Here is a 25,508-nt window from a genome sequence, read left to right as displayed (position 1 = left end):
CGGTTGGTTAAGGTGATCAGAAGCGGTAGCTTAACGCCGCATACAGCGAGCGACCCGGGCCCGGCACAGCGGTGCCCCACTGCGGCTGATTCGGCGCCGGCGGAATGGTCATGGTGGTGCCCTGGCCAACATAGGCGCCGCCCAAGGGCAAGTCGTAGAAGCGGTCGAAGAGGTTCTCGACCCCCAGCTCCAGGGTCCAGCGCTGGGTCTGATAGCGGCTGCGGAGGTGCAGCAGCGCATAACCGTCCGTCTCGATCTCGTTGCGTACCTGCGAGACGTCGTCCTTGGCCGCGACAAACTCGCCTTCCAGGGCATTCTGCCACCGGCCCTTGGTCTGGGTCAGGATCAATGTCGCATTCAGCGGCATGATGTTGTAGAGATTGTCCCCGGTGTCCTCATTCTTGCCGCGCGTGTAGCTCGCCGCTAGCTGCGCGCTGAATGCACCATAGGGCGTACCGCTCGCCAGCAGGAGGTCCGCGGAGAGGTCGACGCCATAGAGCTGGGCCGATTGATTGGCGTATTTGAGCACCGTGAAATCGTCCACCACCGGCACCCTTCGCGGGGCATTGGTCGCTGAATCCCACTGCACAGCGTCGATGTAGTCCTGCACATAGCTATAGTAGGGGGTAATCCTGAGACCCCAGCGTTGCTCGTCGGCATCATGCCAGTCGGCGGTGATGCTCAGCGTGCGCGCCACCTCCGGCTTCAGGTCGAGGTTGCCGATATAGCCATTGCCGTCGCCGACGAAGTTGTTCATCAGCGCGGCCATCTGCCAGGTCGACCAGGTATAGCGCTCGTAGAGGTTGGGCGAGCGGGTCTTCTGCCCCAGTCCAATCTCGTAGCGCTGCATGGCGTCCGGTGTGAAGCGCGCGAGCCAAGCGATGTCCCAGTTGTGATCGGTCTTGGAACGGGAGCGGCTGTTGAACAGCGCTGCATCGCGGGTTTGGTTGCCGGGGCCGCCGGTCCCGCTCGTCGGCGGCGTCGCCAGGTTGTAGCCGCTCACGGGGCCGGCGTCCATCTTGACTGCCTCGAAGCGGAGGCCAAGGAGGTGGGTCCAGCGTCCCTTCGTGAGCTCCCATTCGCCAAACGCCGCGTAACGATCGCGCTGACCATCATTGATATTGTCGAAGGTATAGGGCCACATGCCCGCCCCGGACGGTGACCACCAATCATCGAGGCGATAACGCTGGTAGTCGGCGCCGACGCGCAGCAGGTCGTCCTGGCCGACCGGGATCTCAGCGTCGACCCTGAAACCAAGGTTGTTGCTGTCGGTCTCCATCGGCATGCCCGCCGCACAGCCGACCATCATGCCGTTGACCATCCTGAGACCCGCTATCGGCGAGCAGGGTATGCCGTTCAGGGCGGTATTGCCGCCGGAGCCCAGCGGCGGCTGCCCGGGCCCGTACCAGAAGCGCTTGTCGTCGCCGAAGTCCATCTCGTGCTGCGTCTGCTGGTAGTAGAGGCGTGCGTTGAGCCTTCCCCAGGCCAGCTCACTGGCATATCCCAGGTTGAACTGGTCGCTCTGATCGCTCGTCATCTCCATCCGTTGGTTCGGAAAGCCCTCGTAGGGGATATCCTGGTGGTCGTAGCTCAGATCAAGCAGCCTGCGCCCATCGGTCCAAGCCAGAGTCAGCGACTGGTTGCTGGCCTCGTAAGCGGTGGAGCCAACCTCGTCGCGATCCAGGGTATGGCCCCCTCGACCGGTGAAATCGTAGTCCTTGAAGTTACCACCAGCGCGATAGTTGTCGGCTTGTGTGTAAGCACCCGTATAGTTGAGGCTCAGCTGCTCGCTGGCGACCGTTGCGGATAGATTGCCACCCCAGTTTTCACCATTGCTGCGGTAGAAGGCGCCCATCTCTCCTTCGACCAGTCGCTCCCCGGACTCGGCAAAGGCGGGCGGCGCAGACTCGACGAGGATGGTGCCGCCAATGCTGTCGCCGCCAACGCTGACCGGGGTGACGCCGGCAAAGACCTCGACGCTGGCCACCGCGGTCGGATCGATGTAGGACAGCGGCGAATTCATGTGGTTAGGACAGGAGGCAACCAAGTCCATTCCATCCACTGTGGTGCGCAGACGCTCATCCGCCAGACCCCGGATGACCGGCAGGCTGGAGACGCCGCCGGCGCCATAGGCACTGACACCCGGCAAGCCAGTCAGCAGTTTGGCGGTGTCGCTGGTACGTGCGCGCTGCGGCGCGATCGCGCTCGGGCCGAAACTGAACGAACGGCCGACGGGAGGCTCCTCAGGGGCGATCACCAGAATCGGCTTAAGGAGTGCAGGCGCGTCCATCTCAGAAGCTGTTTGCGCCGACAGGATGGGGGTGGCGACAAGGGCAAGACCTGCGACAACGAGCTGGAGACGGTTATGCATTGTGATGTCATCGATCGAACAGGATTCTTGGGACGCCGGCATGCTCAGCTCGCGCGCCCCAGGGCAGACAAATCGGCGCAGCAACGTTGAATCATCGAGCAGCCGGCGAATGCCTAAGCACTTGCTGCGCCATGTTTTCCCTCTTATTTAAAACAAAGGGTTACGCAGGATGACACGCGGAGGCGATCGCTGATCGTGGTCAGCTCACACAGCAAAAGCCGGCATTTCACACAGTTTCCAGCTGAACTGAGTCTGCGTCATGGCGCTCAGGACGGCAGCCGGATGGAAGCAGGACGCTGAAGATGCCCTGCTATCGCCCCTGCTATCGCCCCTGCTATCGCCGGACCGACTCCAGCCACTCGGCTCGAGCCGCCAACCGGAGCTAAGGTGGAGCCCTCGCTCGGTCTGTTCCTTTTGATGGGCCTGTTCGGGTCTGTGCACTGCGTGGCGATGTGTGGGCCGATCGCGGGCGCCCTGGCGCTGAGCCTGCCCACGGAGTGCCGCCGCAACCCGCTGCACCTGGCCGGATTCCTGGTCGCACTGAGCCTGGGGCGCATCCTGAGCTACAGTCTGGCCGGCGGCCTCGGCGGGTTGCTGGGTTCGGCCATCGCGCAGAATCCGCTCGCTCCCTCTATGCACGACATCCTGCGCGGACTGGCGGCGCTGATCGTGATCCTGACCGGTCTCTACCTCACAGGCTGGTTCCCGCGCCTCAAACAGATGGATCGGCTTGGCGCACCGGCCTGGCGACGCCTCGAGCCGCTGCAACGTCGCTTGCTGCCGATGCGCTCACGCCGGCAGGCTTTTCTCTACGGGATGGTCTGGGGCTGGCTTCCCTGCGGCCTGGTCTATTACGCGCTGTTGTTAACCCTGGCTGCCGATGATCCACTGCAGGGCGTGCTGATGATGAGCCTGTTCGGACTGGGCACGCTGCCGGCGATCCTGGGTTTGGGCTCATTCGTAGGCTGGATCGCCGGGCTTGCGCGGCGTCCCGCTTGGCGGGCAGCGGCGGGTCTGTTGCTGTCGCTCATCGGTCTCGTCGGCCTCCTCGTCGGAGGAGACTGGTTTTGAGGCTGAGCAGGTGCTTGCTATGCTCCACTATCGGTGGGGCTCAGTCCCCGGCAGGACTGAGTGCATGATGACCTTCGACGACCTGACGCGCGACACAAGCCCCGCATTCCTCGAGATCACCAACGCAGCGCGCCTGGTGGCCGCGACCGATGTCACCACACTCATCTGCGGCGAGAGCGGCACCGGCAAGGAGCTGATTGCCCGCGCGATGCATGCGCAGAGCCCGCGCTCCGAGGCCAGCTTTCTCTCCATCAACTGCGCATCGCTGACCGAGCAGCTGGCCGACTCGCTCTTGTTCGGCTATCGCAAGGGCGCCTTTACCGGGGCCGACAGGGACCATTGCGGTTACATCCGCGCCGCCACGGGCGGAACCCTATTCCTAGACGAGATCGGCGAATTTCCGATCGGGTCACAAGCCAAGCTGCTGCGGTTCCTGGAATGCGGCGAATGCTTACCCCTGGGAGAGGTGCAGCCAGTTTTCGTTGATGTCCGCATCATCGCAGCCACCAACCGCAACCTTTCCAACGAGGCCGAGACCGGACGCTTTCGCCAGGATCTGCTCTACCGTTTGAATATCGTGCCGCTGGTGCTGCCACCGCTGCGTGAGCGCCGAGAAGAGATCCCGACACTGTTGCAGCGCTTCGTCGATGAAGCGGCCGAGACCCATCGCCTCAGGCCGCCGACATTCAGTCAGCCTAGCCTGAAGCTGCTGCGCCAGCATGACTGGCCGGGCAATGTGCGCGAGCTGCGCAATCTCGCGATCCGCATGACGATCCTGTTCCCCGGTCAGCGTATCGAGCCAACGAATCTTCCTTTAGAGATGCGCATGCCGATGCACATGCCAAGCCTCGAGCGGACCGATTCACAGCAAGGCCTGCGCCTCCCCAAGGAGGGCCTTGTCATGCATCAGCTCGAGGTCGACCTGATCCGCCAGGCCTTGGCGCGTACTGGTGGGAATCGCTCGCATGCGGCAAACCTGCTTGGCATCACCCGCGACACCTTGCTGTATCGGTTGAAGAAGTACGCCATTGGGTGAGTCCTTGGCCTGTGAGCACCAGCGCGTCGAGATCGGCTCGCCGTTCTAGAGCAAGGTCACCGCGGCAAGCTCTGCACTCAGAGCCTTGACCAAAGAGCGCCAGGCGAGCCGATCCGCTGATCGCGGACCTAGCCCCAGCGACGGGCTCGGGTTAATCTTGAGGGTTTGGCCTTGGCAGCAAGTGACCGCCACCTTGCTCGCCGTGCCGCAGCTAGAACCTCTGATGTACGACTATAACCGCGACGCTCACGCCATCTACCGCGACTCCTTCGCTATCATCCGCCGCGAGGCCGATCTCAGCCGCATCCCGCCTGATCTGAAGGCGCTGGCGGTGCGCGTCGCCCATGCCTGCGGCATGCCGGATGTGATCGATGACCTACGCTTCTCGGCCGGTGCTGGCACGGCTGGACGCGAGGCACTCGCCGCCGGCGCGCCGATCCTCTGCGATGGGCGCATGTCGGCCGAGGGCATCACCCGCGCCCGGCTGCCAGCCGATAATGAGGTGATCTGCACGCTCTCCGACCCGCAGGTACCGGCGCTGGCCAAACAGATCGGCAACACCCGCACCGCCGCCGCGCTCGAGCTGTGGCGCCCACGGCTCGAAGGCGCGCTGGTGGTGATCGGCAATGCCCCCACGGCGCTGTTCCGGCTGCTCGAGCTGATCGATGAAGGCGTCGCCAAACCGGCGCTGATCCTCGGCTTCCCGGTCGGCTTCGTCGGCGCTGCTGAATCCAAGGAGGCGCTTGCGGCCGACAGCCGCGGGGTGCCGTTCGTCACCCTGCAAGGCCGTCGGGGTGGCAGCGCCATGGCCGCCGCGGCCGTCAACGCGCTAGGGCAGGATCACTGATGGCGTCCTTTGATCCAGTCGTCGGCGCTGAGCCAGTCGGTGGCGCTGACCCAGTCGGTGGCATTGAGCGCGTCACCGCAGGCAGCGAACCAATGGTGCAGACGAAGCCAAAAGACCCTGAGAAGTCAGGCCGGCTGTTTGGGCTCGGGGTCGGCCCAGGCGATCCGGAGCTGATCACCGTCAAGGCCCTGCGTCGGCTGCGCGAGTCCGAGGTGATCGCCTACTATGCTGGCCCCCGCAAGCGCGGCAATGCACTGACCAGTATCGAATCCTGGCTGCGCGAGGATCAGCAACGTTTGCCGCTGATCTATCCGGTCACCGGCCGCCCGCCACCACCGCCGTTCGACTACGAAGGCACCATGCGCGCCTTCTACGACGCCTCCGCCGAGCGTGTCGCCGAGCATCTCCGCGCCGGGCGCGATGTCGCCGCGCTCTGTGAGGGTGATCCGCTGTTCTATGGCTCCTTCATGTACCTGCACGACCGCCTCGCCGATCGCTTCGAGACCGAGGTCGTGCCCGGTGTCTGCTCGGTGGTCGCCAGTGCCTCGGTGCTGCAAACGCCGCTGGTCTACCGTGATCAGACCCTGCTGGTACTAGCCGGCACCCTGCCCGAGGCGGATTTGGAGCGGATGCTCGCCAACGCTCAGGCAGCCGCCATCATGAAGCTGGGCAGCAACTTCGAGAAGGTGCGACGGGTCATCATGGCGCTTGGGCTGGGTGATCGGGCGCTCTATGTCGAGCGCGCAACCATGACCAACGAGCAGATTCGCCCGCTGGCCGAGGTCGACCCCACGCAGGTGCCCTATTTCTCAATGATCTTGGTACCAGGAGAGCGCTGGCAAGCCGCATGAGAGCATGCAGCCCCAGCAACAGCCAACCCCAGGCCACCCCTAAGTCCACTGCACACTCGCCACTCGCCACTCGCCACTCGCCATTGAACATTCCAGCCACGCCCAGGATCGATGCTCTGAGGTGCGTGGATCAGCGCCCAGCTGAACATCCGAACGAAAGATTGACCAACAGAATGCAAACTGACCGACGCAATGCAACTTGAGCAGCAAAACCGCGCTAAGCCCAACTCGGAAGGCTGGCTACGTGTGATCGGGCTCGGTCCTGGTGACCCCGCATTACTCGCACCTGCCGCGCGCGCGGCCCTGAGCGAAGCCGAGGACATCATCGGCTATCGCACCTATCTCCAGCTCGCGGGTCCATTCCGGGATGATCAACGCGTCCACGACTCCGACAATCGGGTTGAGCTGGAACGCGCTCGCCACGCCTTCCAGCTCGCCGCAGCTGGCGGCCGCGTCGTCATCGTCTCCTCCGGTGATCCGGGCGTCTTCGCCATGGCGACGGCGGTGATGGAGGCGCTGGAGCAGGCCAACGACCCGGCTTGGGGCACCATCGATCTGCAGATCATCCCCGGCATCTCGGCCGCCCAGGCCGCCGCCGCCCGAATCGGCGCACCGCTCGGGCACGACTTCTGCACCCTGTCGCTGTCCGACAACCTCAAGCCTTGGTCGGTGATCGCGCGCCGTTTACAGCTGGCCGCCGAGGCCGATCTGGTGATTGCGCTCTACAACCCGGGCTCACACGCTCGGCCGCATCAGTTCAACGAGGCCTTAGCGCTACTGCGTGAGCATCGTACGCCCGAGACCCCAGTGATCTTGGGCCGGTCGATCGGTCGCACCGACGAGCAGGTCATCGTCACGCCCCTGGCCGAGGTCGATCCGGCGCAAGTGGATATGCGCACGGTCATCATCATCGGCTCTTCGCAGACCCGCATCATCGAAGCCGCCGCGGGCCGGCGTTGGGTCTATACGCCGCGCTGGTATCCGGAAGCGGGATAGATTCACCATTTGTAAGTTGAACTTACAATCCATGCAACCTCGGCTAACCATCCACAAACAGGTATCGCAGCAGTCGACCGTAACGGTTTTCCTCTCCGCATGATCATTTCCGCACCCACTGACTACCGTGCTGCAGCCAAGCGTCGTCTGCCCCCGTTCCTCTTCCACTACCTCGATGGCGGTGCTTACGCAGAGGAGACGCTGCGGCGCAATGTGGCGGACCTCTCTGGCATCGCGCTGCGTCAGCGCATCCTGCGCAACATGGCGGATCTCAGTCTGGCCACGGAGTTGTTCGGCGAGACCTTGTCGATGCCCGTGGCGCTGGGGCCGGTCGGTCTGACCGGGATGTATGCGCGGCGTGGCGAGGTTCAGGCGGCGAAGGCGGCGGCGAATAAGGGCATCCCCTTTACGCTGTCCACTGTCTCGGTCTGTCCGATCGAGGAGGTCGCCCCCGCCATCGATCGCCCGTTGTGGTTCCAGCTCTATGTGCTGCGGGATCGCGGCTTCATGAAGAACGCGCTGGAACGCGCCCAGGCTGCAGGTTGCTCCGTGCTGGTGTTCACCGTCGACATGCCGACGCCGGGCGCTCGTTACCGCGATGCACACTCCGGCATGAGTGGCCCGATGGCCGCCATGCGACGGTATCGGCAGGCGATGACCCATCCGCGCTGGTCCTGGGATGTCGGCTTCTGGGGGCGCCCGCATGATCTGGGCAATATCTCGAGGTATCGCGGCAAGACGACTACGCTGGAGGACTACATCGGTTGGCTGGCAGCGAACTTCGATCCGTCGATCTCGTGGAAGGATCTGGAATGGATTCGCGACGTCTGGACGGGGCCAATGGTGATCAAGGGCATTCTGGACCCGGAAGACGCCAAGGATGCGGTCAAGTTCGGCGCCGATGGCATCATCGTGTCCAACCACGGTGGACGTCAGCTCGATGGCGTGCCGTCCACGGTGCGCGCGCTGCCACCCATCGTGGATGCGGTTCAGGGGGAGCTGAAGATCCTGGCCGATTCCGGTGTGCGCAATGGTCTGGATGTGCTGCGCATGATCGCGTTGGGCGCCGATACCGTGCTGCTGGGTCGTGCCTTCGTCTATGCCCTGGGTGCGGCCGGTCAGGCAGGGGTCGAGAACCTGCTGGATCTGTTCGCCAAGGAGATGCAGGTCGCCATGACGCTGACTGGCGCGAAGACGATCGCCGAGATCGATCGTGATGCGCTGGTGAGTAAGCCCTGGCGGTCTACTGCTCCGCCTCCAACACCTGCGCCAGCCAGTCTCCTGCGCTGCTGACATCGGCGCAGCTCGGCAGTGCCGGGCGTGGTGGGCGCTGTCGGATCAGGACGGGGATCTCGCGCTCGCGCGCGGCGATGAGCTTGGCTGCCGTCGCCTCGCCGCCGCTGTTCTTGCAGACGATGGCGTCGATGCGATGTGCGTCGAGCAGTGCCCGCTCGCTGGCCAGGTCGAAGGGGCCGCGCGCGAGCAGTAGCTCAGCGTTGACGAAGGCTGGCAGCGGCTCTAGTGGGCTGACGCAACGGATCAGGAAATGGACCGCCGTCAGATCGACAAAAGGCTGGAGATCCTGGCGTCCGAGCGCAAGCAGCACGCGGCGCGCCCCAAGCTCCTGCAGCGTTTCGCAAGCACTGTTCCAGTCCGTCACCGGGTGCCAGCGATCACCGGGCTCGGGCTGCCACGCGGGTCGCTCCAGCCGCAATAATGGTAGACGGAGCGCCTGGCAAGCCTCAGCCGCGTGCCAGCCCATGGTCGCGGCAAACGGATGGGTGGCATCGATGACGGCCGCGATCCGTTGCTCGCGCAGATAATCGACCAGCCCGGCAACCCCACCAAAGCCACCGATGCGGGTCTCACCCGCAGGCAGCCGCGGGCAGCTGGTGCGACCGGCGAGCGAGCTGATCACGCGCCAGCGAGCAGGGTCGAGCGCTCGCGGCGTTGGCTGCATGGGCTGACTGGGCTGTATGGGCTGACTGGGCTGCATGGGCTGACTGGGCTGCATGGGCTGACTGGGCTGCATGGGCTGACTGGGCTGCATGGACTGACCGGGCTGACCGGGCTGACTGGGCTGACCGGGTGGCCATGCTTGCCGATGCGCGGCTGGCGGAGCCCGATTGGGCTTGGAGACTAGCCTGCGATCTGATATATCCGCATTCAATCTGCCCAACGCGGTTGATCTGCCAGGCGTGGTTGAACCGCTCAAGGCCTCGGCAAGCGCATAGCCCTCCGTCGTGCCGCCAAGGATGAGAATGCTGTTCATAATTATGCTGTCCTTAGTGGCTGTCTACTTTTAACTTCCCGATGGTCGCCCTACAGAGGTGCCAAATCGGGAGGAAATTGGTGGACAGTTTCTTACTGTTGTCACTGCGACTATCCCCGCTGTTGCCGTTCTAGCGCATCGCGCCAGAGCGCGGCCAGCCGATAGGGAGCATGCACCAGCTTGCTATAGGGCAGCAGCAGAAAGAGCGCCAGCACCAGCCCGAGGTGCAGGATCAGCAGCAGTGCCATCGCCGCCGTCTCGCGCCAAAGCAACAACAGCAGCCCACTGAGGGCGACGGCGCCGAGCAGCCATAAGAGCGCCTGATTGGCGCTTTGGGTGTCGGGCGTATTGGGCTCCGGATCAGCGCGTGCCCCCAGCCATCCAAGACCCATCACCCCCATCAGCATCAGCAGCCCGCCGACGCTGCCGAGCAGCACCGGAGCGCTCCAAAATGGATATGGCGCCAGGCATCCGAGCAGATGATGGTAGAGGGTCGCCGCAACGGTGGCCGCGAAGCTGAGCAGAAAGCCATAAAAGAGCGCATGGTGCCAACGGCGGCGCCAGTGCGAGGGCTTGGCGTCAAGATCCGCACAGCCAGCACCGCCGCCTCGCAGATGGCTCAGTGCTAATGTCTCCGACAAGACGGTTTTCAGCGCTGAGAGTCGCCGTCTCTGAGGCAGCAGTGCATGGTCACCGGTCCCCGTGCTCGCCCGAGTCCCGACGCTCGCCCGCCAGAACCGGCCCATCCCTACCCCAAGCGCGAGTAACGACCAGCCTAGCGAAAACCCGGCAAGCAGCACCATCCAGCCCCAGGGCAGCACCTGATAGAAGGCCCCCGGCCCCTGATGCACCGCCCAGACCTGATCCACGGGAACGCTGATCAGCACCAGCATCAGTAACGGCAGGGTCGTGATCAGCGAGGCCAACAGCGCCGCCCGATGCGGATTCGCGAACAGCCTTGCCAAGGGTTGCGGCCAGGCATGCCTTGCATAGCTGTCGGCGCGGGTCCGAGCCAGCGCGCGCGGGACATTGAGCGCAAATGGATGCGGCGGTGCGTACTGGCAGGCGTAGAGGCAGCTGCGGCAGTGATGGCAAAGATTGGCGAGCTGGTCCAGATCCCCAGCGGCCAGCAGCGGGCGCCGTTTTGCGGCGTCGAAGACCGGGCAGAGACCGTTGCAGTAGCCGCAGACGTTACAGAGATGCAGCGCGCGCCGGGCCTCGGCCTTGGCAGTTGGCTGCGGCTGCTCCACGGCAGACGATTGAGCGGCCCGGTCCACCCTCTCCACAGTCATCGCTGAATCGACCCGGTGGCTTGCCGCCGCCTCAATCACCGCCGCAGGATCAGCCATTTTCCTCACTGCTGCTGTCTCTCTCATCCACCTATATACCGCAGATGGCGCTACGTGCCGCGCCTTCCCCAGCCGCACGTCCAGTCGCCAGCCCGATCATCAGGGCCAGGCCGGAGAGATAGCCGCGACTGAGCAGGTTCGGCGCCATCAGCATCCCGGCCGCGAACAGATTGTCGATCGGGCCATGTTCTTGATGACAGACGCGCAGCGAGGCATCAACGGCGACGCCGTGATAGGTGAAGGTGATGCCAGGGCGCATCGGATAGGCGAAAAAGGGTGGCTCGAGCGGTCGCACCGCGGCATTGTAGGTGTCCAGTGTCTGCTCGAGCGCAGCCGCTGGGATACCGAGCTGTTGAGCTAGGTCACCAATGCGAGGAGCGCTGATCGGTGGATAGAACGACGGCGCCTCGACCTGCAGCCCCTGCCGGTCGAGAATCAGATAGCCGATCTGCCCCGGGAAATTGGCAAGACGTTGGCCCCAGGCCGAGTAGCGCGTGGAGGCCGTATCCGCGCGTTCGTCATAGTACCGCTCGCCATAGCGATCGACAACGATACCGGCATGCATCGAGCGCACCCGGGTCACGATGCCGCCGTCATCGGCCGGTGAGCGGGCATCGACTGCGACCAGATAGGCGGTTGCTGGGTCGCCCACCGCCGCAACGCCCTGGCCCAGCAGGCTGCAGAGCACGATGCTGGTCGCATACGGAGTACCGCGGTTGATGAAGCCATCGGCGCAGGCGCCGCAGTGCGTTCGCAGCCACACCCGATCGGCTTGCGCACCGCCCGAGCAGAGGATGGTGGCCCCAGGATGGACAATCTGAAGGTTTTCGTTGCGCTGCCGCTCTTGGGAGCCGGAGCCTTCCAGGGGTCGCAGGTCTCCTTGCCAGCTGCTCAGCGCTGCCCAGTGCGCTGGACTTTGCGTACCTGCTTGCACTGTACCTTGTGTACCTGCTTGCATTGTACCTTGTGTACCTGCTTGCACTGTACCTTTCACACCTGCTTGCGCTGCAGCTTGCTCCGCCGCTCGAGGCCCACCCTGCTCTCCGATGAGGCTCGATTGGTGAAACCGCTGCGCTTGTTCCAACTGACTTTTAAAGCGACTGTTTGGATGCTGTTTTGCTTCTTGTCTTGCAACCTGTCCTGCAACCTGTCCTGCAACCTGTCCTGCAACCTGTCCTGCAACCTGTCCTGCAACCTGTCCTGCAACCTGTCCTGCAACCTGTCCTGCAACCTGATTCGGTTTTTGAAGATGATAATGCACCGCTTGCACTGAGCCGCTGTCGAGGAAAAGCGACTCGACGTTGGCGCTGTAGCAGATATCCACGCCCAACCGCGCAGCGGTTGCGTAAAGGGCATTGAGCATCGTCTTGCCACCGCCGAGCAGGAAGGCAGTCTTGCGGGAGCGAGGCAGGCCACCGCCTGCAACCGGCTGCAACTGCACGCCGGCGCCAAGCAGCCAGTCGGGCAGATCGGCCGAGCGCTCAATCAACAGGCGCAACAGCGCTGGGTCTTGATCGCTGCCAGTAACCCGCGCGAGATCGCTGCGAAACTCAGTCTCAGGATAAGGGCCGGCCGAGAACGGTGACGGCCCCTCATGTACATAGCGGAAATTGCGTGAATGTCGGCTGTTGCCACCGCGCTCTCCTGCCGGTGCGCGCTCGAGCAGCAGCACCGAGGCACCCGCGCGACGCGCCGTGATCGCGGCACAAATCGCTGCGGCACCGCCGCCGACGACGAGCACATCAGGCTGCGGCATTGATGATGGCCTTCAGGATGAGCATCTTTGACAGGCTGATGGACCGCTCACTCAGAATCCCATGGCTCGGCGGTTTATCGGTTGATCCGATCCGACGATCAGCTGAAACTGCGCTGCGAGATCCTGCGCCTCTCTTCTGCGCGCTGTATCGATCATCTGTATCGATCGCTTGTTCATCTTTGGCTCAAAGCAGCCGTGGCTCAAACTTGCTGTTGGTTTCCTTACCTCATGACGCTCATTCCCTCGATCACGCTCACCCGCTCCAAGAACGGTTACAAGACGCTCTCCTCGTTGAGTAGAGGCTCCAACGGCGCCTGGATCTTCATCTACTGCGCCCACAGGATACTCTCCTCGTTGAGCACACCCGTACAGTCCAGGTTATGCCCAGCCCTACCTCAAGGGGGAAACCCGCATGGGTAAGGTCTGGTTCGTCGGTGCCGGCCCAGGCGCGCCGGATCTGATCACCGTGCGTGGCACGCGGCTCTTGGCTGAGGCTGGCGCCATCCTTTATGCCGGCTCGCTGGTCGCCGAGACCGCCTTGCAGTGGGCCTCGGCCGACTGCGAGATCGCCGATTCCAAGTCGATGGATCTCGAGCAGGTCACCGACTGGCTGCTCGAGCGCGCAGCCCGGCATCAGACCGTGGTCCGGCTGCAGACCGGTGATCCAACCCTCTACGGCGCACTCGCCGAGCTCGCGCGTCCGCTGGATCGCGCCCAGATCCCGATCGGCATCGTCCCCGGCGTCTCCTCAGCCATGGCCTCGGCGGCGGCGGCTGGTGAATGTCTGACACTACCGGAGGTGACCCAGAGCGTCATCTTCACCCGCCTGGCCGGACGCACCAAGATGCCGGAGACCGAATCCCTGGCGTCACTGGCCGCGCATCGATGCAGCCTCTGTATCTTCCTGGCGATCGATCGCATCGCGCATGTCGCCGAGACCCTCATCGGCGCCGGCTGGGCTGAATCGGCACCGATCGTCGTCGTCTACAAGGCGACCTGGCCGGGCGAGGAACAGGTCTTGCGCGGCACCTTGGTCGACATCGCCACGCGCTGCCAAGCGGCCGGCATCGAGCGTCAGGCGATGATCCTGGCGAGCCCAGCCTTGGGAGCACGCGCGTTGACCGAGGCCAAGACCTCGAAACTCTACGACGCCAACTTCCCGCGCCGGTTTCGTCCGGCGCAGACAAGCAGCGATTGACTGAAGCAGGGCTGCCGATCAGCAGCAGCCCGCTCCATAGCATTCGATTTGGCGTACTGGCGCACCGATACGAATTTCCTGACAGCCTGTCCGTCAGCCACCATGGTTCCCGCACAGGAGCAGACGGTCATACTCGACGAACAGGTGCGCGGCTATCACCGCTCGCCGATGTCGACAGCCCTTGCGCTCGGCCGATCAGTCGTCGCGTAGACGGCGGCTTAGCAGATAGGTATCCATGATCCAGCCCTTGCGCTCACGCGCACGGCGCCTGGTCTGCAGCAGCTCACCAAGTACCGCATCCAGGTCACCCGCGATGAGCAGCTCGTCATCGGTGCCAAGATAGGCGCCCCAGTAGATGTCCATGTTCTGGCCGGTAAAGCGTTGAAACGTCTCCTCACCATCGAGCATCACGAAGGCATTGTTCACGCCGCTCGGATCGCACTGCGCCATCTGCCGACCCGTGGTGATGTTGATCGCCTCACCAACGCGGTTGAGGGGAATGCGATGCTGGGCAGTCAGCGCCTGTACGGCGGTGATGCCTGGAATCACCTCGAGCGCATAGCGATCCGGAGCCGCGGCGTCGATGGCGCTGATCAGGCTCACCGTTTGATCATAGAGCGCCGGGTCACCCCAAATCAGAAAGGCGCCGCACTGGCCCTCTGCGAGCTCCCGCTCGAAGAACTCGACGAAGAGCGCGCGCTTCTCGGCATGCCAGGCGGCGACACCCTGCCGATACCCCTCAGCCGTGCTCCGCGGCGGGCTGCTTGCGGTGACGACCCGGTAGCGGCCGGGCTCGAGGTAGCGATCCATGATGCGGCGCCGAATCTCCAACAGCTCTTCCTTGCCGCGCCCCTCTTTCTCGAGCATGAAAAAGACATCCACGCGACGCATGGCCTCGATAGCCTGTAGGGTCAGGTATTCAGGCCCACCGGGTCCAATCCCGATCAAGGTCAAGGTCTTCAAGGCGTCGCCTCCGGCTCAGGAATATTCGTAATGCTAGTCACTCGCATTTGTATTGCAAAAGCGTAGCAAGCTCGCTAGCATCAGCAGTGTAGAGATTGCCAAGCAACCCTCGGCGAGCCATTTCACTCCCAGCGCATCCACCACCAGAGGTGATCATGAGCCCACGCATGCATCCTCAATCCTCCGACAAGATCGCCACCGGCGCCTCGTCGGCACAAGAACGTCGTCTGCACAGCGAGCAACTATTGCAAGGCAGCCGTCGGGTCGTCATCGAGCATGGCGACGCAAGCTACACCCTACTGCTGACTCGCAATGACAAGCTGATTCTGGTCAAGTAGCCAGACGTTCGGGTCGGCGGTCAGGCGGCGCTGATCAGCGGCCCGAGCGCTCTCGGGCACAGGTGGACACAGGCCGGAAAATCCTGTGTTGGAACGATCAACACCATCTACGAGCGGGGGCATCCTGAGCCGCAGGAGTGCGGCCCAGAGAGCATAAACAATGCCAAGCAAAGGCTTACGAAGCCTTCAACGCGCCCGTCATGTTGGCATGGAAGATCGCTTTATGGACATCCCCCAAACTCAGCATGCCGATGAGCGTTCCGTCCTTCTCGGCCACTGGAATGCGCCGAAACTTATTCTTGACCATGATCGTCGCCGCACGCAGCACGTGCATGTCGGGATCGACCGAGATCGGGTTTTTGGTCATCAGCTCGTCGACCGTTTTCTCTAAGATCTCCCCGTAGCGGCCCATCTGACGATCCATATCCACCGAGTGCATCCCTTCGGTCATCAGGCTTTCCACGGTCGGGAAGAGGCTGTGCAGCATATCTTTCTCGGCAATGATCCCGACCAACCGGTTTTCATCGTTCACCACGGGCACACCATGGAACCGAAAGAGGCACATCAGTGATGCGACCTCAACGATCTTGGTATCGGGCTTGACTGACCGTACCGCCCCACTCATCACATCGCGCACTTTCATCGTTCTACTCTCCTCCGTTCTTTTTAGGTGGCACCCGGCCGCGACCGGATTCGAGGATTATAGCCTTAGGCGCAGGCGCGAGCGGTGCTTCAACCTGAGCCAAGGCCTTTGCGTCGACGCCGCCCCTCACTCAGGCGTTGTCGCCGCTGGATCAGGGTCAGGATTGGCCCAGAGACCGCATAACTGAACGCCATCAAGAACAACAGCACCGGCGGGTCTAGCACCACCAGTGCGAAGCCCAGCATCAGCAGCACAATGAACATGAAAGGCACACGGCCGTGGAGATCGAGCACCTTGAAGCTGTGGTAGCGAAAGTTGCTCACCATCAGCAGACCGGAAAAGGCGGTGAGTGCTGCCATCAGCAGACTGACGCTCGCGCCGCTGATGCCATTGTCGGTGCCGATCCAGATCGCGCCGGCGATGATCGCCGCCGCCGATGGACTCGGCAGCCCTTGGAACCAACGCTTGTCGGCAATACCGACCTGCGTGTTGAATCGCGCCAAGCGCAATGCCGCCGCGGCGGTATAGATAAAGGCCGCCAGCCAGCCGAGCTTACCGAGACCGGAGAGCGCCCATTCGTAAGCAACCAGCGCTGGCGCCACACCAAACGCCACCATGTCCGAGAGGCTGTCATACTCGGCACCAAAGTCACTTTGGGTGTGGGTGATGCGCGCAATGCGACCGTCGAAGCCATCCAGCACCATGGCGGCAAAGATGCCGAGGGCGGCGGCCTCAAACTGGCCCGCATTCGCCGACAGGACCGCGTAGAATCCGGCGAACAGCGCGGCCGTCGTAAACAGGTTCGGTAGCAAATAGATACCACGGCGCCGTTCGGCCGCACGCGGTGCGCTCGGCGGGTCATTGGGATCGGTCATTGGGGTCAGACTCGGGGTCGGCCATGAGTGTAAGCTCGCGCAAAGGCCCAACGGTAACACCGGGCTCGGGGTCAGTATAGACGCCAGCGCTCGCCCTGTTGAGGCACATTCCGTCCTATCCGGCGCCGCGGCGCAGCACAGGTCGAAGCAACCATTCTGGACACCATCATCGATTCTTCGTTTGGTGCTGAGCACCAAGTCGCGATTTAATGGCATCTGGCGATCGATCCGCCGCCGCAATGTACCCGCAGGCACTCAACGCAGGGGCCACACCATGCAAAGACAACGACCCGACTTGCCCAGCGCCGACAAGCGCTGGAAGCTGGTCAACGCCACGATGCGGCGCAACGGCTATGCCGAGCACGCCTTGATTGAAGCCCTACACAGCGTCCAGGACGCCTTTGGGTTTCTCGACACCGATGCCATGACCTTCGTCGCCGACTCGCTCGATCTGCCGCGGAGCAAGGTCTACGGGGTTGCCACCTTCTACCACCTGTTCATGCTCAAGCCACAGGGCCGCCACACCTGCGTGGTCTGTACCGGCACTGCCTGCTACATCAAAGGGGCCGGAGCACTGGTTGAGGGCATTGAGCAGCGCTTTGGGGTCAACCCCGGCGAGACCACCGAGGACAAATCGCTCTCGGTGATGACCGCACGCTGCGTTGGCGCCTGCGGTCTGGCGCCTGCAGTAGTCTTGGATGGCAACGTCGTCGGCAAGCTCGGTACCGACGCCTTCTGTGATCGGCTACAACAGGAGATCGCCGAATGAATATCGATGATTTAGAAGATCTTGCCGCGACGTATCGCGCCGAACAGGGCGACGCCGACCGCGAGGTGCGGGTATGCGTCGCCACGGCCTGCTATTCCTCTGGCGCCCCTGGGGTCATCGACGCGCTCAACGCCGCTGCTCCAGAATCGCCGTCAGAGGGCGAGCACCGCTGCAAAGTTAAGGGCGTCGGTTGCATGGGGCTCTGCTCCGTAGGGCCCATGGTGGCAGTGGCCGAGCCGGGGGCGGACTTGCGCGAATCCACCCTCTACCGTAACGTCGTACAGGATGACGCTACCGAGATTATGGACAACGCACGCAAGCCCAACGCCGGTCCGGTGGAGCGCCTTCTGTGTCCTAGTGATATGCCGTTCTTCACTCGCCAGCGTTGGATTGTGCGCCAGAACTCCGGCATCGTCGATCCTGACAGCTTCAAGGGTTATGTCGCCGTCGGCGGCTACGCCGCCATGGTACGCGCGCTAACGGAGATGACCCCGGCCGAAGTGGTTGCAGAGGTCACCACGAGTGGTCTGCGCGGGCGCGGCGGCGGCGGCTACCCCACAGGCCTCAAGTGGTCCACAGTAGCCAAGATGCCGGACGCACAGAAGTACGTCATCTGCAACGCGGACGAGGGCGATCCAGGCGCCTTCATGGATCGGGCGGTACTCGAGTCCGATCCCCACCGTTTGCTCGAGGGGATGGCTATCGCTGCCTACGCGGTCGGCGCCAACAAGGGCTACATCTACATCCGCGCTGAATATCCGCTCGCGGTGGAGCGGCTCAAGACCGCCATCCGCAAGGCCAAGCGCCAAGGCTTTCTTGGCCATCATATCTGCGAGACGCAGTTCAACTTCGACATCGAAATTCGCTTGGGAGCCGGTGCCTTCGTCTGCGGTGAAGAGACGGCGCTCATGGCCTCCGTCGAGGGCGGACGCGGCCATCCACGCCCGCGCCCGCCATACCCGGCTGAATATGGGCTATGGGGCCATCCTACGCTCATCAACAACGTGGAGACCCTCTCCAATATTGCACCCATCGTCACTAACGGAGGCGACTGGTTCGCCGGCATCGGCACCGAGAAATCCAAGGGCACGAAGGTTTTTGCGCTGGCGGGCAATATCGTCAACGGCGGCCTCATCGAAGTGGATATGGGCATCACCCTGCGCGAGATCCTGTTCGAGATCGGCGGCGGCATCCCGGACGGCAAGGCCTTCAAGGCGGTGCAGACCGGCGGCCCCTCGGGTGGCTGCGTGCCCGCTGAGCACCTGGACATCGCGGTCGATTACGACAGCCTCAAGACCCTCGGCACCATGATGGGCTCGGGCGGCATGATCGTGATGGACGAGACCTCGAGCATGGTCGATGTCGCGCGCTTCTTCATGGAGTTCTGCATGGACGAATCTTGCGGCAAGTGCGTGCCCTGCCGCACCGGTACCCAGCAGATGCACGCGCTGCTGGACAAGATCGCCAAGTCAAACGCGACCCATGCGGACTTGGCGTTACTGGAAGAACTCTGTGAGGTGGTGCAGGCCACCAGCCTCTGCGGTCTTGGTCAGACGGCGCCGAATCCCGTGATGAGCACACTGCGTTACTTCCGCGATGAGTATGAGGAGAAGCTTGCTGGCCCGTCAGCCGCCACCGATTAGTTTCGCGGTTTCAGGCGCGGCTTCGGCTGCTGCAGCTCAAACATCGGCTGACTGCTGGGTCCACTACTGTGCAAACCGGGGTCGAGCGCACGCTTGGACAGGGTGGGCCGGATGCGCAGGCGCAAGCGTGAAGGATCGATTTGACGCACAGTGCGCCTGCCCCCGGCTGTCGCGCTCGCCGTGGCCATGGATGGCGTCAGCGTGATACCGGTCAACGCACGTGCCTCGAGCGAATAAGGTGAAACACCCTTCTTCTTTAGGTAGCTGCTCAGCACGCGATGGGTGTAGCGTTGGGTCTCAGGATAGGTCACAAAGCCATTGTGACGGCTCAGCGCGCCCTCGCCTGCGTTATAGGCCATCACCGCCTTGCCGATGCCGAATTGACCGAGCAGGCGCTTGAGATGGCGGACCCCCGTCCGGACGTTGGTCTGAGGATCGAACAGGGCCTCAACCGAGTTGACACCATAATCTGCTGCGGTCTCCGGCATGACTTGCATCAGCCCGACAGCACCCACTGGAGACACTGCATGCGGATCATAGCCAGACTCGGCAACCACCAGGGCATCAACCAGCTCGATCTCGACCCCATAGCGCTTTGCAGTTTGCTCGACCAATGCCTTCAGGGCCTTTCGGCTCGGCACGGGACCGCTCGGCGGTCTTGGGAGAGATTTCAACTCCGCTGAAACAGGTTCAGACGCCACCTTCGCCTGCGCGACATCGGCCGTAGCAAGCCCCGGAACAAGACTGGTGACAACGATTAGAACCAGGTTACCGTGAAACAAGCGCTTCATCGTCCGGGGTGATGACGCGCTAAGTACGTTAGAGATAAACCATCGCATGTCGGCACACTCGAAGATGATGATACAAGGCATCGATAACACTCATGGCCGGCCAAGGGCATGAGTACTGGCAGCAAGGGGAACGATACTGCGATACTTCAGGGTCGATGATACAGACTGCAATCGCGTTTCCCCTAACGCTCATGGTGCGGCACCACACCGGACAATGAATCGCGTGAGATTCACGTTTACCGCATCGCTCGACTCCTGCACCGCGACGCGCCTGAGCGCTCGCCAACAAGACTCCACTAGTCTGCGATCATGGCCGCGCCCAGACCTGATACCCAGACCTGATGCCTAGCGCACTATAAGCACGATGAGCGAAAAGATCCCCAACGGAACCGTCGCCGAGGTGCAGGGCCGGCGCTGTATCCACTACGACGGTTACTGGATCAAGTACTACGAGCCGCCGCCGGAAACCCTAGCGGCCAAGAAGGCGCTCATCGAAGCGCTGACGCGTCGCCTGTTCAATCACGTCGAGCACGGGATCAACATCCCCGGCATCCGACTCGCCGAGGCGCGAGCCGCCTACGAAGCCGAGACCAACCCTGAGCGCAAGCGGGTCAATGGCGCGATGCTCGCGGGCGCACTCTTCAACCGCGCCGCCACCATCTTCACCAAGCTGGTCGAGCTGCAGGCCGACGGTGTCGAGGTCGAGCCCGATGATGCACTCATGCGTGAATGCGGTGACTATCTGCTCGAGGCCCTAGACCTCGGCCACATGGTGCGCCACCGCGGCGGCGACGAGGGCATCGACGAGCTCTGGGGCGAGCCATTCAAGGCCTTCAGCCAGCCCATCGCGGCCTTCTACGAGAGCCGCTATGTGAAAATGGCGATGACCATGCGCGATATCGATCGCATCACCGCCACCCTAACCGCCACCTTCGAGGGCAGCACTCAGGTTTGTGGGCTCGCACCGCTGTTGCACGAGCTCGGCGAATCGGCCAAGCGTAAATGCGAGATCCTGCGGACTGATCCGGCGATCTTCCATGTCTGGCCGGCGTTCGTGGTCGCCGGCGATCGGCTGCGAAACATCCAGCCGTCCCTGCCGCCAGCGCCATCGACGATGGAGATCCATGAGGCACAAGAAGGCAACCGTATCCTGAAATCGAGTTCTGCCCTGGTGAGCCACATGGTGCGCGCCCGTGCGCCGATGCCAAAGAGCTGCCGCGAGCTGATCGACAAATGCCACCAGTTTCGCCGCACCTTCATCGAGCCTCGGCTGCGCAAGGATCAACAGCCTTATGGACCGGCGGGGTGAGCAGCGGCCGAGTCGCGACCAATATTGGTCTGTGACGGGCCAATCGACTCAACCTTACAACAAGCCCTCCTCTAGAAAGCTGGCCTGCGGTTTGCTTACTAATCCACGTCTCGTAACCGAAATCACAGGCGATGGACGGACGTCAGCATGGGCGCAACGATCAACGACTCGGCTCGAAACCCAACCGCCAATGCCAACCTGGCTGGCGTGCTTCAACCGGCTCGAGGACCAAGAATCCTCAATCACGACATCATGGGCTGCACCGCCGAAGGTGTACTCGGCAACCAGCTCTATTCGGGGCGCGCGCTCGGCGCCAGCGACCCCGGCGATCTGATCCAACTGCACCCAGACCTGAAGCCGCAGTGGACAACGATCTGCAGCCATTATCAGCGCATCGGCCTCAGCCACAGCACTGAGGTCATTTGGGACATCGACACCGGCCTTCTCGCCGCACATCCGCAACATGAACCTTCCGTGTTCTACTTCGGCGACGCTGAGCAAGACCGACGCCCCGACCAGCGCTGGCATCGCACCGTCGACTACATCAACTCAAAGAACCAGTTCATGGCCCTCGCCGATGATCTTGGCGTCCCGGTACCGCGGACCCTCTGCTTCGATGAGGTTGCGCTGATCGACGACGGCGACATCGACGCCGCGCCCTATCCCTGCTACCTCAAAGCCGCGGTCTCGGTCTCGGGCGTCGGCATCTACCGCTGTGATGATGCACAGGCCTTGCGCACCGCGATCCAATGTTTCGAGCCGAGCGTGCCGGTTCAGATCCAGGATGAGGTTCGCACGGACTGCTTCCTGAATCTCCAGTACGAGGCTGTGGATGGCCGCCAGGTGCGGGTCGCCGCCACCGAGCAGATCCTGGATGGCTGCGTGCATCAAGGCAACCGACATCCGGTGCCAGCGCCACCCTGGGATCTGGTCGAGCCGATGGCCGAATGGCTCGTTGAGCAAGGCATGCGCGGGGTGTTCGCCTTCGATGTCGCGGTCGTCGAGACCAACGGGGAAAGCAAGCATCTCGCCATCGAGTGCAATCCGCGCTGGAACGGTGCCTCCTATCCGACCATGATCGCCCGCAAACTCGGCATCGAACATTGGCTCGCCCGCGCCTTCCCGACCCGGCATCGGATGCTCGCCGACATCGACCTCACCGGCATCGAGTACGACCCGAGCACCGGTGAAGGGGTTATCCTAGTGAATTGGGGGCCGGTGCTGGTGGGCAAGCTACTGGTCCTGCTCGCCGGCGTCCCCGACCGTCAACAGGCGTTGGCGCTCGCCCTCAACCAGCGGCTCTAACGCTCATGGCGCGGCGCCGCCCCGGAAAATGAATCGCGTGAGATTCACGTTAAGTTGGATGGCATGATCGACACCTACTCCCTAATGGTCCATGGCGGCGCTGGTGCGCTCGACAACGTCTCCGACGAGCGTATCGCGGTGCGCTATTTGGAGAGCATTCGCGTCACCCTGGAGCACGGGCGCGCTATCCTCGAGCGCGGCGCGAGCGCCGTCGAGGCGGTCGAGAGCTGCGCCTCACAGCTGGAGGACGACCCGCTCTTCAACGCTGGCTGCGGCTCGGTGCTGAATGAGAACGGCAAGGTCGAGATGGATGCCGGCATCATGGATGGCCGCGATCTCGCCGCCGGCGCTGTCGCTGGCATCGGCAACATCGCCAACCCGGTGCAACTGGCGCGGCTGATCATGGATGGCAGCGAGCATGTGATGTTGATCGGTGACGGCGCGCTGGAGTTCGCCAAGCATTGCCAGGTTCGCTTAACGCCCGACCACTACTTTTTTACCCCTGATCGGATCAAACAGCTGGAACAAGCGCGGTTGCGGGGGCGGATGACGCTCGACCATGACGACGAAGGCGAGGATCAGAAATACGGCACCATCGGTGCCGTCGCACGTGATCGCCAAGGCAACCTAGCGGCCGCCACCTCGACTGGCGGTATCGTCAACAAACGCATGGGACGGGTCGGTGACTCACCGATCATCGGTGCCGGCGTCTACGCCGACAACGCCAGCTGCGCGGTCTCCGCGACCGGCTACGGCGAAGACTTCATGCGCACGGTCTTCGCCAAAACCGTGGCCGACCTGATCGAGCTCTGCGGCGGCACAGCGCGCTCCGCGGTCGATGACGGGCTGGCCTACCTCAGCCGCAAGGTCCAGGGCCGTGGCGGACTCATCTGCATCGATCACGCAGGCCAATGCGCCAGCGGCATGACCACCAAGAAGATGATCCACGGCTGGATCGAGCACGGCGGCGAGACCATCTGCCGTTTCTGACCGCACCGGAACCACCATCGGCCCGATGCGACTGATGCGCTCGTCGCATTCACATATCAGGGCGACTGACTCTCATCCTCGCGCTGCTGGCAACCTCGGCTGAGCAGACAGACCTGACACCCCGGTTTGCGCGCGCGGCAGACCTCCTTGGCGTGGCGAACGATCAGCGCATGATATTCGTTGAAGCAGGCCACATCCGGGCCGAGCGCGGCCTCGACATGCTGGCGAATGTCCTCATAGCTTTCATCCCCGGCGATCAAGCCAAGGCGACCAAACAGCCGTCGAGTATAGGCATCGACCACGAACACCGGCCGCTCGAAGGCATAGAGCAGGATATCGTCGGCGGTCTCGGGCCCGATGCCGTTGATCGCCAAGAGCCACTGCCGCAACTGATCGGTCGGCAGCGCCGCCAGCGCGGCCTCGCCGCCAGCCTCGAGCAGCGCCTCGCAGAAGCTGCGCAACCGCCGCGCCTTGACGTTGAAATACCCAGACGGCCGAATCAGCTCCGCCAACGCCGGCTCGGCGAGCGCTAATACCGATTCAGGCCGCAGCGGGATCTCTGCCCGCAACTGGCTCAAGGCCCGCTCAACATTGGTCCAAGCGGTATTCTGAGTCAGAATGGCGCCGAGCATGACCTCGAAGGCCGTTTCAGCAGGCCACCACTGCTGCTCCCCATAAGCGGCGAGCAGCGAGGTATACAGGGTCGCGATCGGCGCTGCGCTGATGTCGCGCTCAACCCGATCTCGGACGCCGCCCGTTTCGGACTTCAGGAGCTGGCTGGAATCGGCCGAGCTAGGCTTAGAGCCGGCATCAGGGCTAATCTTGCTCGCTTTTTGGCGACTCCTCGGCCGAGGGTTTAGGCCGCGGCTCGGCGTCGTCCTGGGCTTGCGTGCTTGGCTCAGATCGACTGCCCCTTAAGAATCACCACAATGCCCTCGTCGGAGACCTCGAAACGCTCGGCGTCAGCGCGGCGATCCTCGCCGATGCAGGCACCGGCTGGAATCACCACATCTTTGTCGCAGATACAGCGCCGAACACGCGCGTTGGCACCGATGCGCACGCCCTCGAACAGGATCGCCTCGTCCACGATGGCGCCATCTTCGACCTGCACCCGCGGATAGAGCACCGAATGACTGACACCGCCACCGCGGATCACGGTGCCAGCAGCCAGCATCGAGTTGACGAAGATCCCCTCATTGCCCGAGGTCGGCCCTGGCACCGTGCGGGCCGGCGGATACTGCCCTTGGTAGGTCAGGATATTCCAGTCTGCCTGATAGAGGTTAAGTGGTGGCTCGGCCTTGAGCAGATCCATATTGGCGCGAAAATAGGCATCCGTGGAGCCGAGATCACTCCAGTAACGATCTTGGGTTACGCGCCCGCGCTCGCCGCCAAACCGATAGGCCGTTGGTGGATTAGAGCAGGTCGCACGGCCGTCGAGCATCGGCGATACGAGCTGAGTCGCGAGGTCCACGCCCGAGTCCATTCCTGCCTCGGTGGCAGCCGACAGGGCCTCAACCTGCTCCAGTAACAGCGCCTTGTCGATCAACACGACGCCCATGGTCGACTCATAAGGCGCATCAACGTCGATGGCATTGCCAATAGCGGTGATACGATCCGCCCCGTCGACCTCCACCTTTACCCCGCCGGCGGCTGATCCAGGTCCCGCCTGGCGCAGGGCGCAGGTCACGCCACCGCCCTGCTCGCGGTGGAATTCGATCAGCTCTGCATAATCCATCCGGTAGACCAGCCCGCCGTCGAGCAGCAGCACCGTATCGGCCGGGCTACGCTCGATCAGATAGCGGTTTTGGCGCAAGGCGTCCATGGCATTGCGATACCAACCGCTGTCATAGCGCATCTGCGGCGGTACCGCGGTGATGAACTCGCCAAGCTCCGCATTGAAGAGCGACCAACCGTCGCGCAGATGTTTGTGCAGCGAATGCGATTTGTACTGACTGAGCACTAGCACCTGGCGCAATCCGGAGTGCAGACAGTTCGCCAGCGTGAAGTCGATGACACGATACTTGCCAGCCACCGGCACGGCCGCTTTGCAGCGATGCTCGGTAAGGAGTGCGGGGGTTCCGCGCTCGGCGGCAAAAACGAAGGTAAGGGTCTTCGATGACATTGGCAGTCCTGTG

Annotated in this window: 23 protein-coding genes; 13 read left to right on the top strand and 10 right to left on the bottom strand. The window is 63.0% G+C overall.

The features are described from left to right. Positions 1 to 16: 16 nt before the first annotated feature. Positions 17 to 2,290 carry a TonB-dependent receptor gene (locus tag CKO42_RS03315; protein ID WP_200238720.1) on the bottom strand — a complete coding sequence of 758 codons (2,274 nt, stop codon included), beginning with the start codon at positions 2,288 to 2,290 and terminating at the stop codon, positions 17 to 19. A 468-nt stretch (positions 2,291 to 2,758) separates the two neighbouring features. Between CKO42_RS03315 and CKO42_RS03310 the strand changes: the two genes are divergently transcribed. The 6 genes from CKO42_RS03310 to lldD all read left to right on the top strand — a co-directional run bounded on the left by CKO42_RS03310 (position 2,759) and on the right by lldD (position 8,465). Continuing rightward, the gene (locus CKO42_RS03310) at positions 2,759 to 3,442 is read left to right on the top strand and encodes an urease accessory protein UreH domain-containing protein (protein WP_200238715.1); all 684 of its coding nucleotides are present in this window, start codon (positions 2,759 to 2,761) and stop codon (positions 3,440 to 3,442) included. Positions 3,443 to 3,506: 64 nt separating this feature from the next. Further along, positions 3,507 to 4,478: a sigma-54 interaction domain-containing protein gene (locus tag CKO42_RS03305; RefSeq protein ID WP_420844258.1), complete on the top strand. Its 972-nt coding sequence runs from the start codon at positions 3,507 to 3,509 to the stop codon at positions 4,476 to 4,478. A 223-nt stretch (positions 4,479 to 4,701) separates the two neighbouring features. Beyond that, entirely contained in the window at positions 4,702 to 5,325 is a 624-nt protein-coding gene (locus CKO42_RS03300) for a precorrin-8X methylmutase (protein WP_200238707.1), read from the top strand. Then, a complete protein-coding gene (locus CKO42_RS03295) occupies positions 5,325 to 6,176 on the top strand; it encodes a precorrin-2 C(20)-methyltransferase (RefSeq protein ID WP_338034835.1) in 852 nt (283 codons plus the stop codon). The genes CKO42_RS03300 and CKO42_RS03295 overlap by 1 nt, the downstream gene beginning before the upstream one ends. Positions 6,177 to 6,368: 192 nt before the next feature. Then, positions 6,369 to 7,172 (top strand): precorrin-3B C(17)-methyltransferase, encoded by an 804-nt coding sequence (gene cobJ / locus CKO42_RS03290; RefSeq protein ID WP_200238702.1) that lies wholly within the window; start codon positions 6,369 to 6,371, stop codon positions 7,170 to 7,172. A gap of 99 nt (positions 7,173 to 7,271) precedes the next feature. After that, positions 7,272 to 8,465: an FMN-dependent L-lactate dehydrogenase LldD gene (gene lldD / locus CKO42_RS03285; protein ID WP_200238699.1), complete on the top strand. Its 1,194-nt coding sequence runs from the start codon at positions 7,272 to 7,274 to the stop codon at positions 8,463 to 8,465. Here the strand turns inward: lldD and CKO42_RS03280 are convergent. The 3 genes from CKO42_RS03280 to CKO42_RS03270 form a co-directional block, all read right to left on the bottom strand. Beyond that, positions 8,416 to 9,132: a cobalt-precorrin-6A reductase gene (locus CKO42_RS03280; RefSeq protein WP_242479076.1), complete on the bottom strand. Its 717-nt coding sequence runs from the start codon at positions 9,130 to 9,132 to the stop codon at positions 8,416 to 8,418. The two genes, lldD and CKO42_RS03280, sit on opposite strands and share 50 nt — an antisense overlap. 422 nt (positions 9,133 to 9,554) lie before the next feature. Continuing rightward, complete coding sequence (gene tcuB / locus CKO42_RS03275; protein ID WP_242479075.1) at positions 9,555 to 10,793, bottom strand: tricarballylate utilization 4Fe-4S protein TcuB; 1,239 nt, start codon at positions 10,791 to 10,793, stop codon at positions 9,555 to 9,557. Between the two features lie 31 nt (positions 10,794 to 10,824). Further along, positions 10,825 to 12,549 (bottom strand): FAD-binding protein, encoded by a 1,725-nt coding sequence (locus tag CKO42_RS03270; protein WP_242479074.1) that lies wholly within the window; start codon positions 12,547 to 12,549, stop codon positions 10,825 to 10,827. A gap of 412 nt (positions 12,550 to 12,961) precedes the next feature. On the opposite strand from CKO42_RS03270, the gene cobM reads away from it, so the two are divergent. Continuing rightward, positions 12,962 to 13,747 carry a precorrin-4 C(11)-methyltransferase gene (cobM, locus tag CKO42_RS03265; protein WP_200238693.1) on the top strand — a complete coding sequence of 262 codons (786 nt, stop codon included), beginning with the start codon at positions 12,962 to 12,964 and terminating at the stop codon, positions 13,745 to 13,747. Between the two features lie 195 nt (positions 13,748 to 13,942). Here cobM and cobF read toward each other — a convergent pair whose 3' ends face one another. Continuing rightward, positions 13,943 to 14,710: a precorrin-6A synthase (deacetylating) gene (gene cobF, locus CKO42_RS03260; RefSeq protein ID WP_200238690.1), complete on the bottom strand. Its 768-nt coding sequence runs from the start codon at positions 14,708 to 14,710 to the stop codon at positions 13,943 to 13,945. Between the two features lie 167 nt (positions 14,711 to 14,877). Here cobF and hemP point away from each other — a divergent pair, with 167 nt between their 5' ends. Then, the gene (gene hemP / locus CKO42_RS03255) at positions 14,878 to 15,048 is read left to right on the top strand and encodes a hemin uptake protein HemP (protein ID WP_200238687.1); all 171 of its coding nucleotides are present in this window, start codon (positions 14,878 to 14,880) and stop codon (positions 15,046 to 15,048) included. Positions 15,049 to 15,223: 175 nt separating this feature from the next. On the opposite strand, the gene CKO42_RS03250 is transcribed toward hemP, so the two are convergent. Together CKO42_RS03250 and pssA are read right to left on the bottom strand one after the other, a co-directional pair. Continuing rightward, the gene (locus CKO42_RS03250; RefSeq protein WP_200238684.1) at positions 15,224 to 15,691 is read right to left on the bottom strand and encodes a CBS domain-containing protein; all 468 of its coding nucleotides are present in this window, start codon (positions 15,689 to 15,691) and stop codon (positions 15,224 to 15,226) included. 89 nt (positions 15,692 to 15,780) lie between these two features. Next, the gene (gene pssA / locus CKO42_RS03245; protein WP_200238667.1) at positions 15,781 to 16,566 is read right to left on the bottom strand and encodes a CDP-diacylglycerol--serine O-phosphatidyltransferase; all 786 of its coding nucleotides are present in this window, start codon (positions 16,564 to 16,566) and stop codon (positions 15,781 to 15,783) included. 274 nt (positions 16,567 to 16,840) lie between these two features. On the opposite strand from pssA, the gene hoxE reads away from it, so the two are divergent. Then, on the top strand, positions 16,841 to 17,335 hold the full coding sequence (gene hoxE, locus CKO42_RS03240) for a bidirectional hydrogenase complex protein HoxE (RefSeq protein ID WP_200238664.1): 495 nt from the start codon (positions 16,841 to 16,843) through the stop codon (positions 17,333 to 17,335). Next, the gene (locus CKO42_RS03235) at positions 17,332 to 18,978 is read left to right on the top strand and encodes a NuoF family protein (protein WP_200238660.1); all 1,647 of its coding nucleotides are present in this window, start codon (positions 17,332 to 17,334) and stop codon (positions 18,976 to 18,978) included. Before hoxE ends, CKO42_RS03235 begins: the two co-directional genes overlap by 4 nt. On the opposite strand, the gene CKO42_RS03230 is transcribed toward CKO42_RS03235, so the two are convergent. Beyond that, positions 18,975 to 19,619: a lytic transglycosylase domain-containing protein gene (locus CKO42_RS03230; RefSeq protein WP_338034834.1), complete on the bottom strand. Its 645-nt coding sequence runs from the start codon at positions 19,617 to 19,619 to the stop codon at positions 18,975 to 18,977. The genes CKO42_RS03235 and CKO42_RS03230 overlap by 4 nt on opposite strands. A 514-nt stretch (positions 19,620 to 20,133) precedes the next feature. Between CKO42_RS03230 and CKO42_RS03225 the strand changes: the two genes are divergently transcribed. The 3 genes from CKO42_RS03225 to CKO42_RS03215 all read left to right on the top strand — a co-directional run bounded on the left by CKO42_RS03225 (position 20,134) and on the right by CKO42_RS03215 (position 23,373). Continuing rightward, positions 20,134 to 21,078, top strand: coding sequence for a hypothetical protein (locus tag CKO42_RS03225; protein WP_200238655.1), 945 nt, complete (start codon positions 20,134 to 20,136; stop codon positions 21,076 to 21,078). A 147-nt stretch (positions 21,079 to 21,225) separates the two neighbouring features. Continuing rightward, positions 21,226 to 22,383 (top strand): ATP-grasp domain-containing protein, encoded by a 1,158-nt coding sequence (locus CKO42_RS03220; RefSeq protein WP_242479073.1) that lies wholly within the window; start codon positions 21,226 to 21,228, stop codon positions 22,381 to 22,383. Between the two features lie 63 nt (positions 22,384 to 22,446). Further along, positions 22,447 to 23,373: an isoaspartyl peptidase/L-asparaginase family protein gene (locus CKO42_RS03215; protein WP_242479072.1), complete on the top strand. Its 927-nt coding sequence runs from the start codon at positions 22,447 to 22,449 to the stop codon at positions 23,371 to 23,373. A 56-nt stretch (positions 23,374 to 23,429) separates the two neighbouring features. Here CKO42_RS03215 and CKO42_RS03210 read toward each other — a convergent pair whose 3' ends face one another. Then, a complete protein-coding gene (locus tag CKO42_RS03210; RefSeq protein ID WP_200238652.1) occupies positions 23,430 to 24,005 on the bottom strand; it encodes an endonuclease III domain-containing protein in 576 nt (191 codons plus the stop codon). Between the two features lie 266 nt (positions 24,006 to 24,271). After that, the gene (locus CKO42_RS03205) at positions 24,272 to 25,495 is read right to left on the bottom strand and encodes a glucose-1-phosphate adenylyltransferase family protein (RefSeq protein ID WP_200238649.1); all 1,224 of its coding nucleotides are present in this window, start codon (positions 25,493 to 25,495) and stop codon (positions 24,272 to 24,274) included. Between the last annotated feature and the right edge of the window lie 13 nt (positions 25,496 to 25,508).

Origin of the sequence: Lamprobacter modestohalophilus (assembly GCF_016583905.1) — a bacterium.
Lineage (GTDB): Bacteria > Pseudomonadota > Gammaproteobacteria > Chromatiales > Chromatiaceae > Lamprobacter > Lamprobacter modestohalophilus.
The sequence above is the reverse complement of the archived record's forward strand: the minus strand, read 5'-3'. Positions and strand labels throughout refer to the sequence as shown.

What these genes read in the sequence shown, in the direction of transcription:
- CKO42_RS03315 (WP_200238720.1), bottom strand. Translation starts at nt 2,290, where the DNA reads ATGGACGCGCCTGCACTCCTTAAGCCGATTCTGGTGATCGCCCCTGAG.
- CKO42_RS03305 (WP_420844258.1), top strand. Translation starts at nt 3,507, where the DNA reads ATGATGACCTTCGACGACCTGACGCGCGACACAAGCCCCGCATTCCTC.
- CKO42_RS03300 (WP_200238707.1), top strand. Translation starts at nt 4,702, where the DNA reads ATGTACGACTATAACCGCGACGCTCACGCCATCTACCGCGACTCCTTC.
- CKO42_RS03295 (WP_338034835.1), top strand. Translation starts at nt 5,325, where the DNA reads ATGGCGTCCTTTGATCCAGTCGTCGGCGCTGAGCCAGTCGGTGGCGCT.
- cobJ (WP_200238702.1), top strand. Translation starts at nt 6,369, where the DNA reads ATGCAACTTGAGCAGCAAAACCGCGCTAAGCCCAACTCGGAAGGCTGG.
- lldD (WP_200238699.1), top strand. Translation starts at nt 7,272, where the DNA reads ATGATCATTTCCGCACCCACTGACTACCGTGCTGCAGCCAAGCGTCGT.
- CKO42_RS03280 (WP_242479076.1), bottom strand. Translation starts at nt 9,132, where the DNA reads ATGCAGCCAACGCCGCGAGCGCTCGACCCTGCTCGCTGGCGCGTGATC.
- tcuB (WP_242479075.1), bottom strand. Translation starts at nt 10,793, where the DNA reads ATGGCTGATCCTGCGGCGGTGATTGAGGCGGCGGCAAGCCACCGGGTC.
- CKO42_RS03270 (WP_242479074.1), bottom strand. Translation starts at nt 12,549, where the DNA reads ATGCCGCAGCCTGATGTGCTCGTCGTCGGCGGCGGTGCCGCAGCGATT.
- cobM (WP_200238693.1), top strand. Translation starts at nt 12,962, where the DNA reads ATGGGTAAGGTCTGGTTCGTCGGTGCCGGCCCAGGCGCGCCGGATCTG.
- hemP (WP_200238687.1), top strand. Translation starts at nt 14,878, where the DNA reads ATGCATCCTCAATCCTCCGACAAGATCGCCACCGGCGCCTCGTCGGCA.
- CKO42_RS03250 (WP_200238684.1), bottom strand. Translation starts at nt 15,691, where the DNA reads ATGAAAGTGCGCGATGTGATGAGTGGGGCGGTACGGTCAGTCAAGCCC.
- pssA (WP_200238667.1), bottom strand. Translation starts at nt 16,566, where the DNA reads ATGACCGATCCCAATGACCCGCCGAGCGCACCGCGTGCGGCCGAACGG.
- hoxE (WP_200238664.1), top strand. Translation starts at nt 16,841, where the DNA reads ATGCAAAGACAACGACCCGACTTGCCCAGCGCCGACAAGCGCTGGAAG.
- CKO42_RS03235 (WP_200238660.1), top strand. Translation starts at nt 17,332, where the DNA reads ATGAATATCGATGATTTAGAAGATCTTGCCGCGACGTATCGCGCCGAA.
- CKO42_RS03225 (WP_200238655.1), top strand. Translation starts at nt 20,134, where the DNA reads ATGAGCGAAAAGATCCCCAACGGAACCGTCGCCGAGGTGCAGGGCCGG.
- CKO42_RS03220 (WP_242479073.1), top strand. Translation starts at nt 21,226, where the DNA reads ATGGGCGCAACGATCAACGACTCGGCTCGAAACCCAACCGCCAATGCC.
- CKO42_RS03215 (WP_242479072.1), top strand. Translation starts at nt 22,447, where the DNA reads ATGATCGACACCTACTCCCTAATGGTCCATGGCGGCGCTGGTGCGCTC.
- CKO42_RS03210 (WP_200238652.1), bottom strand. Translation starts at nt 24,005, where the DNA reads ATGCTCGGCGCCATTCTGACTCAGAATACCGCTTGGACCAATGTTGAG.
- CKO42_RS03205 (WP_200238649.1), bottom strand. Translation starts at nt 25,495, where the DNA reads ATGTCATCGAAGACCCTTACCTTCGTTTTTGCCGCCGAGCGCGGAACC.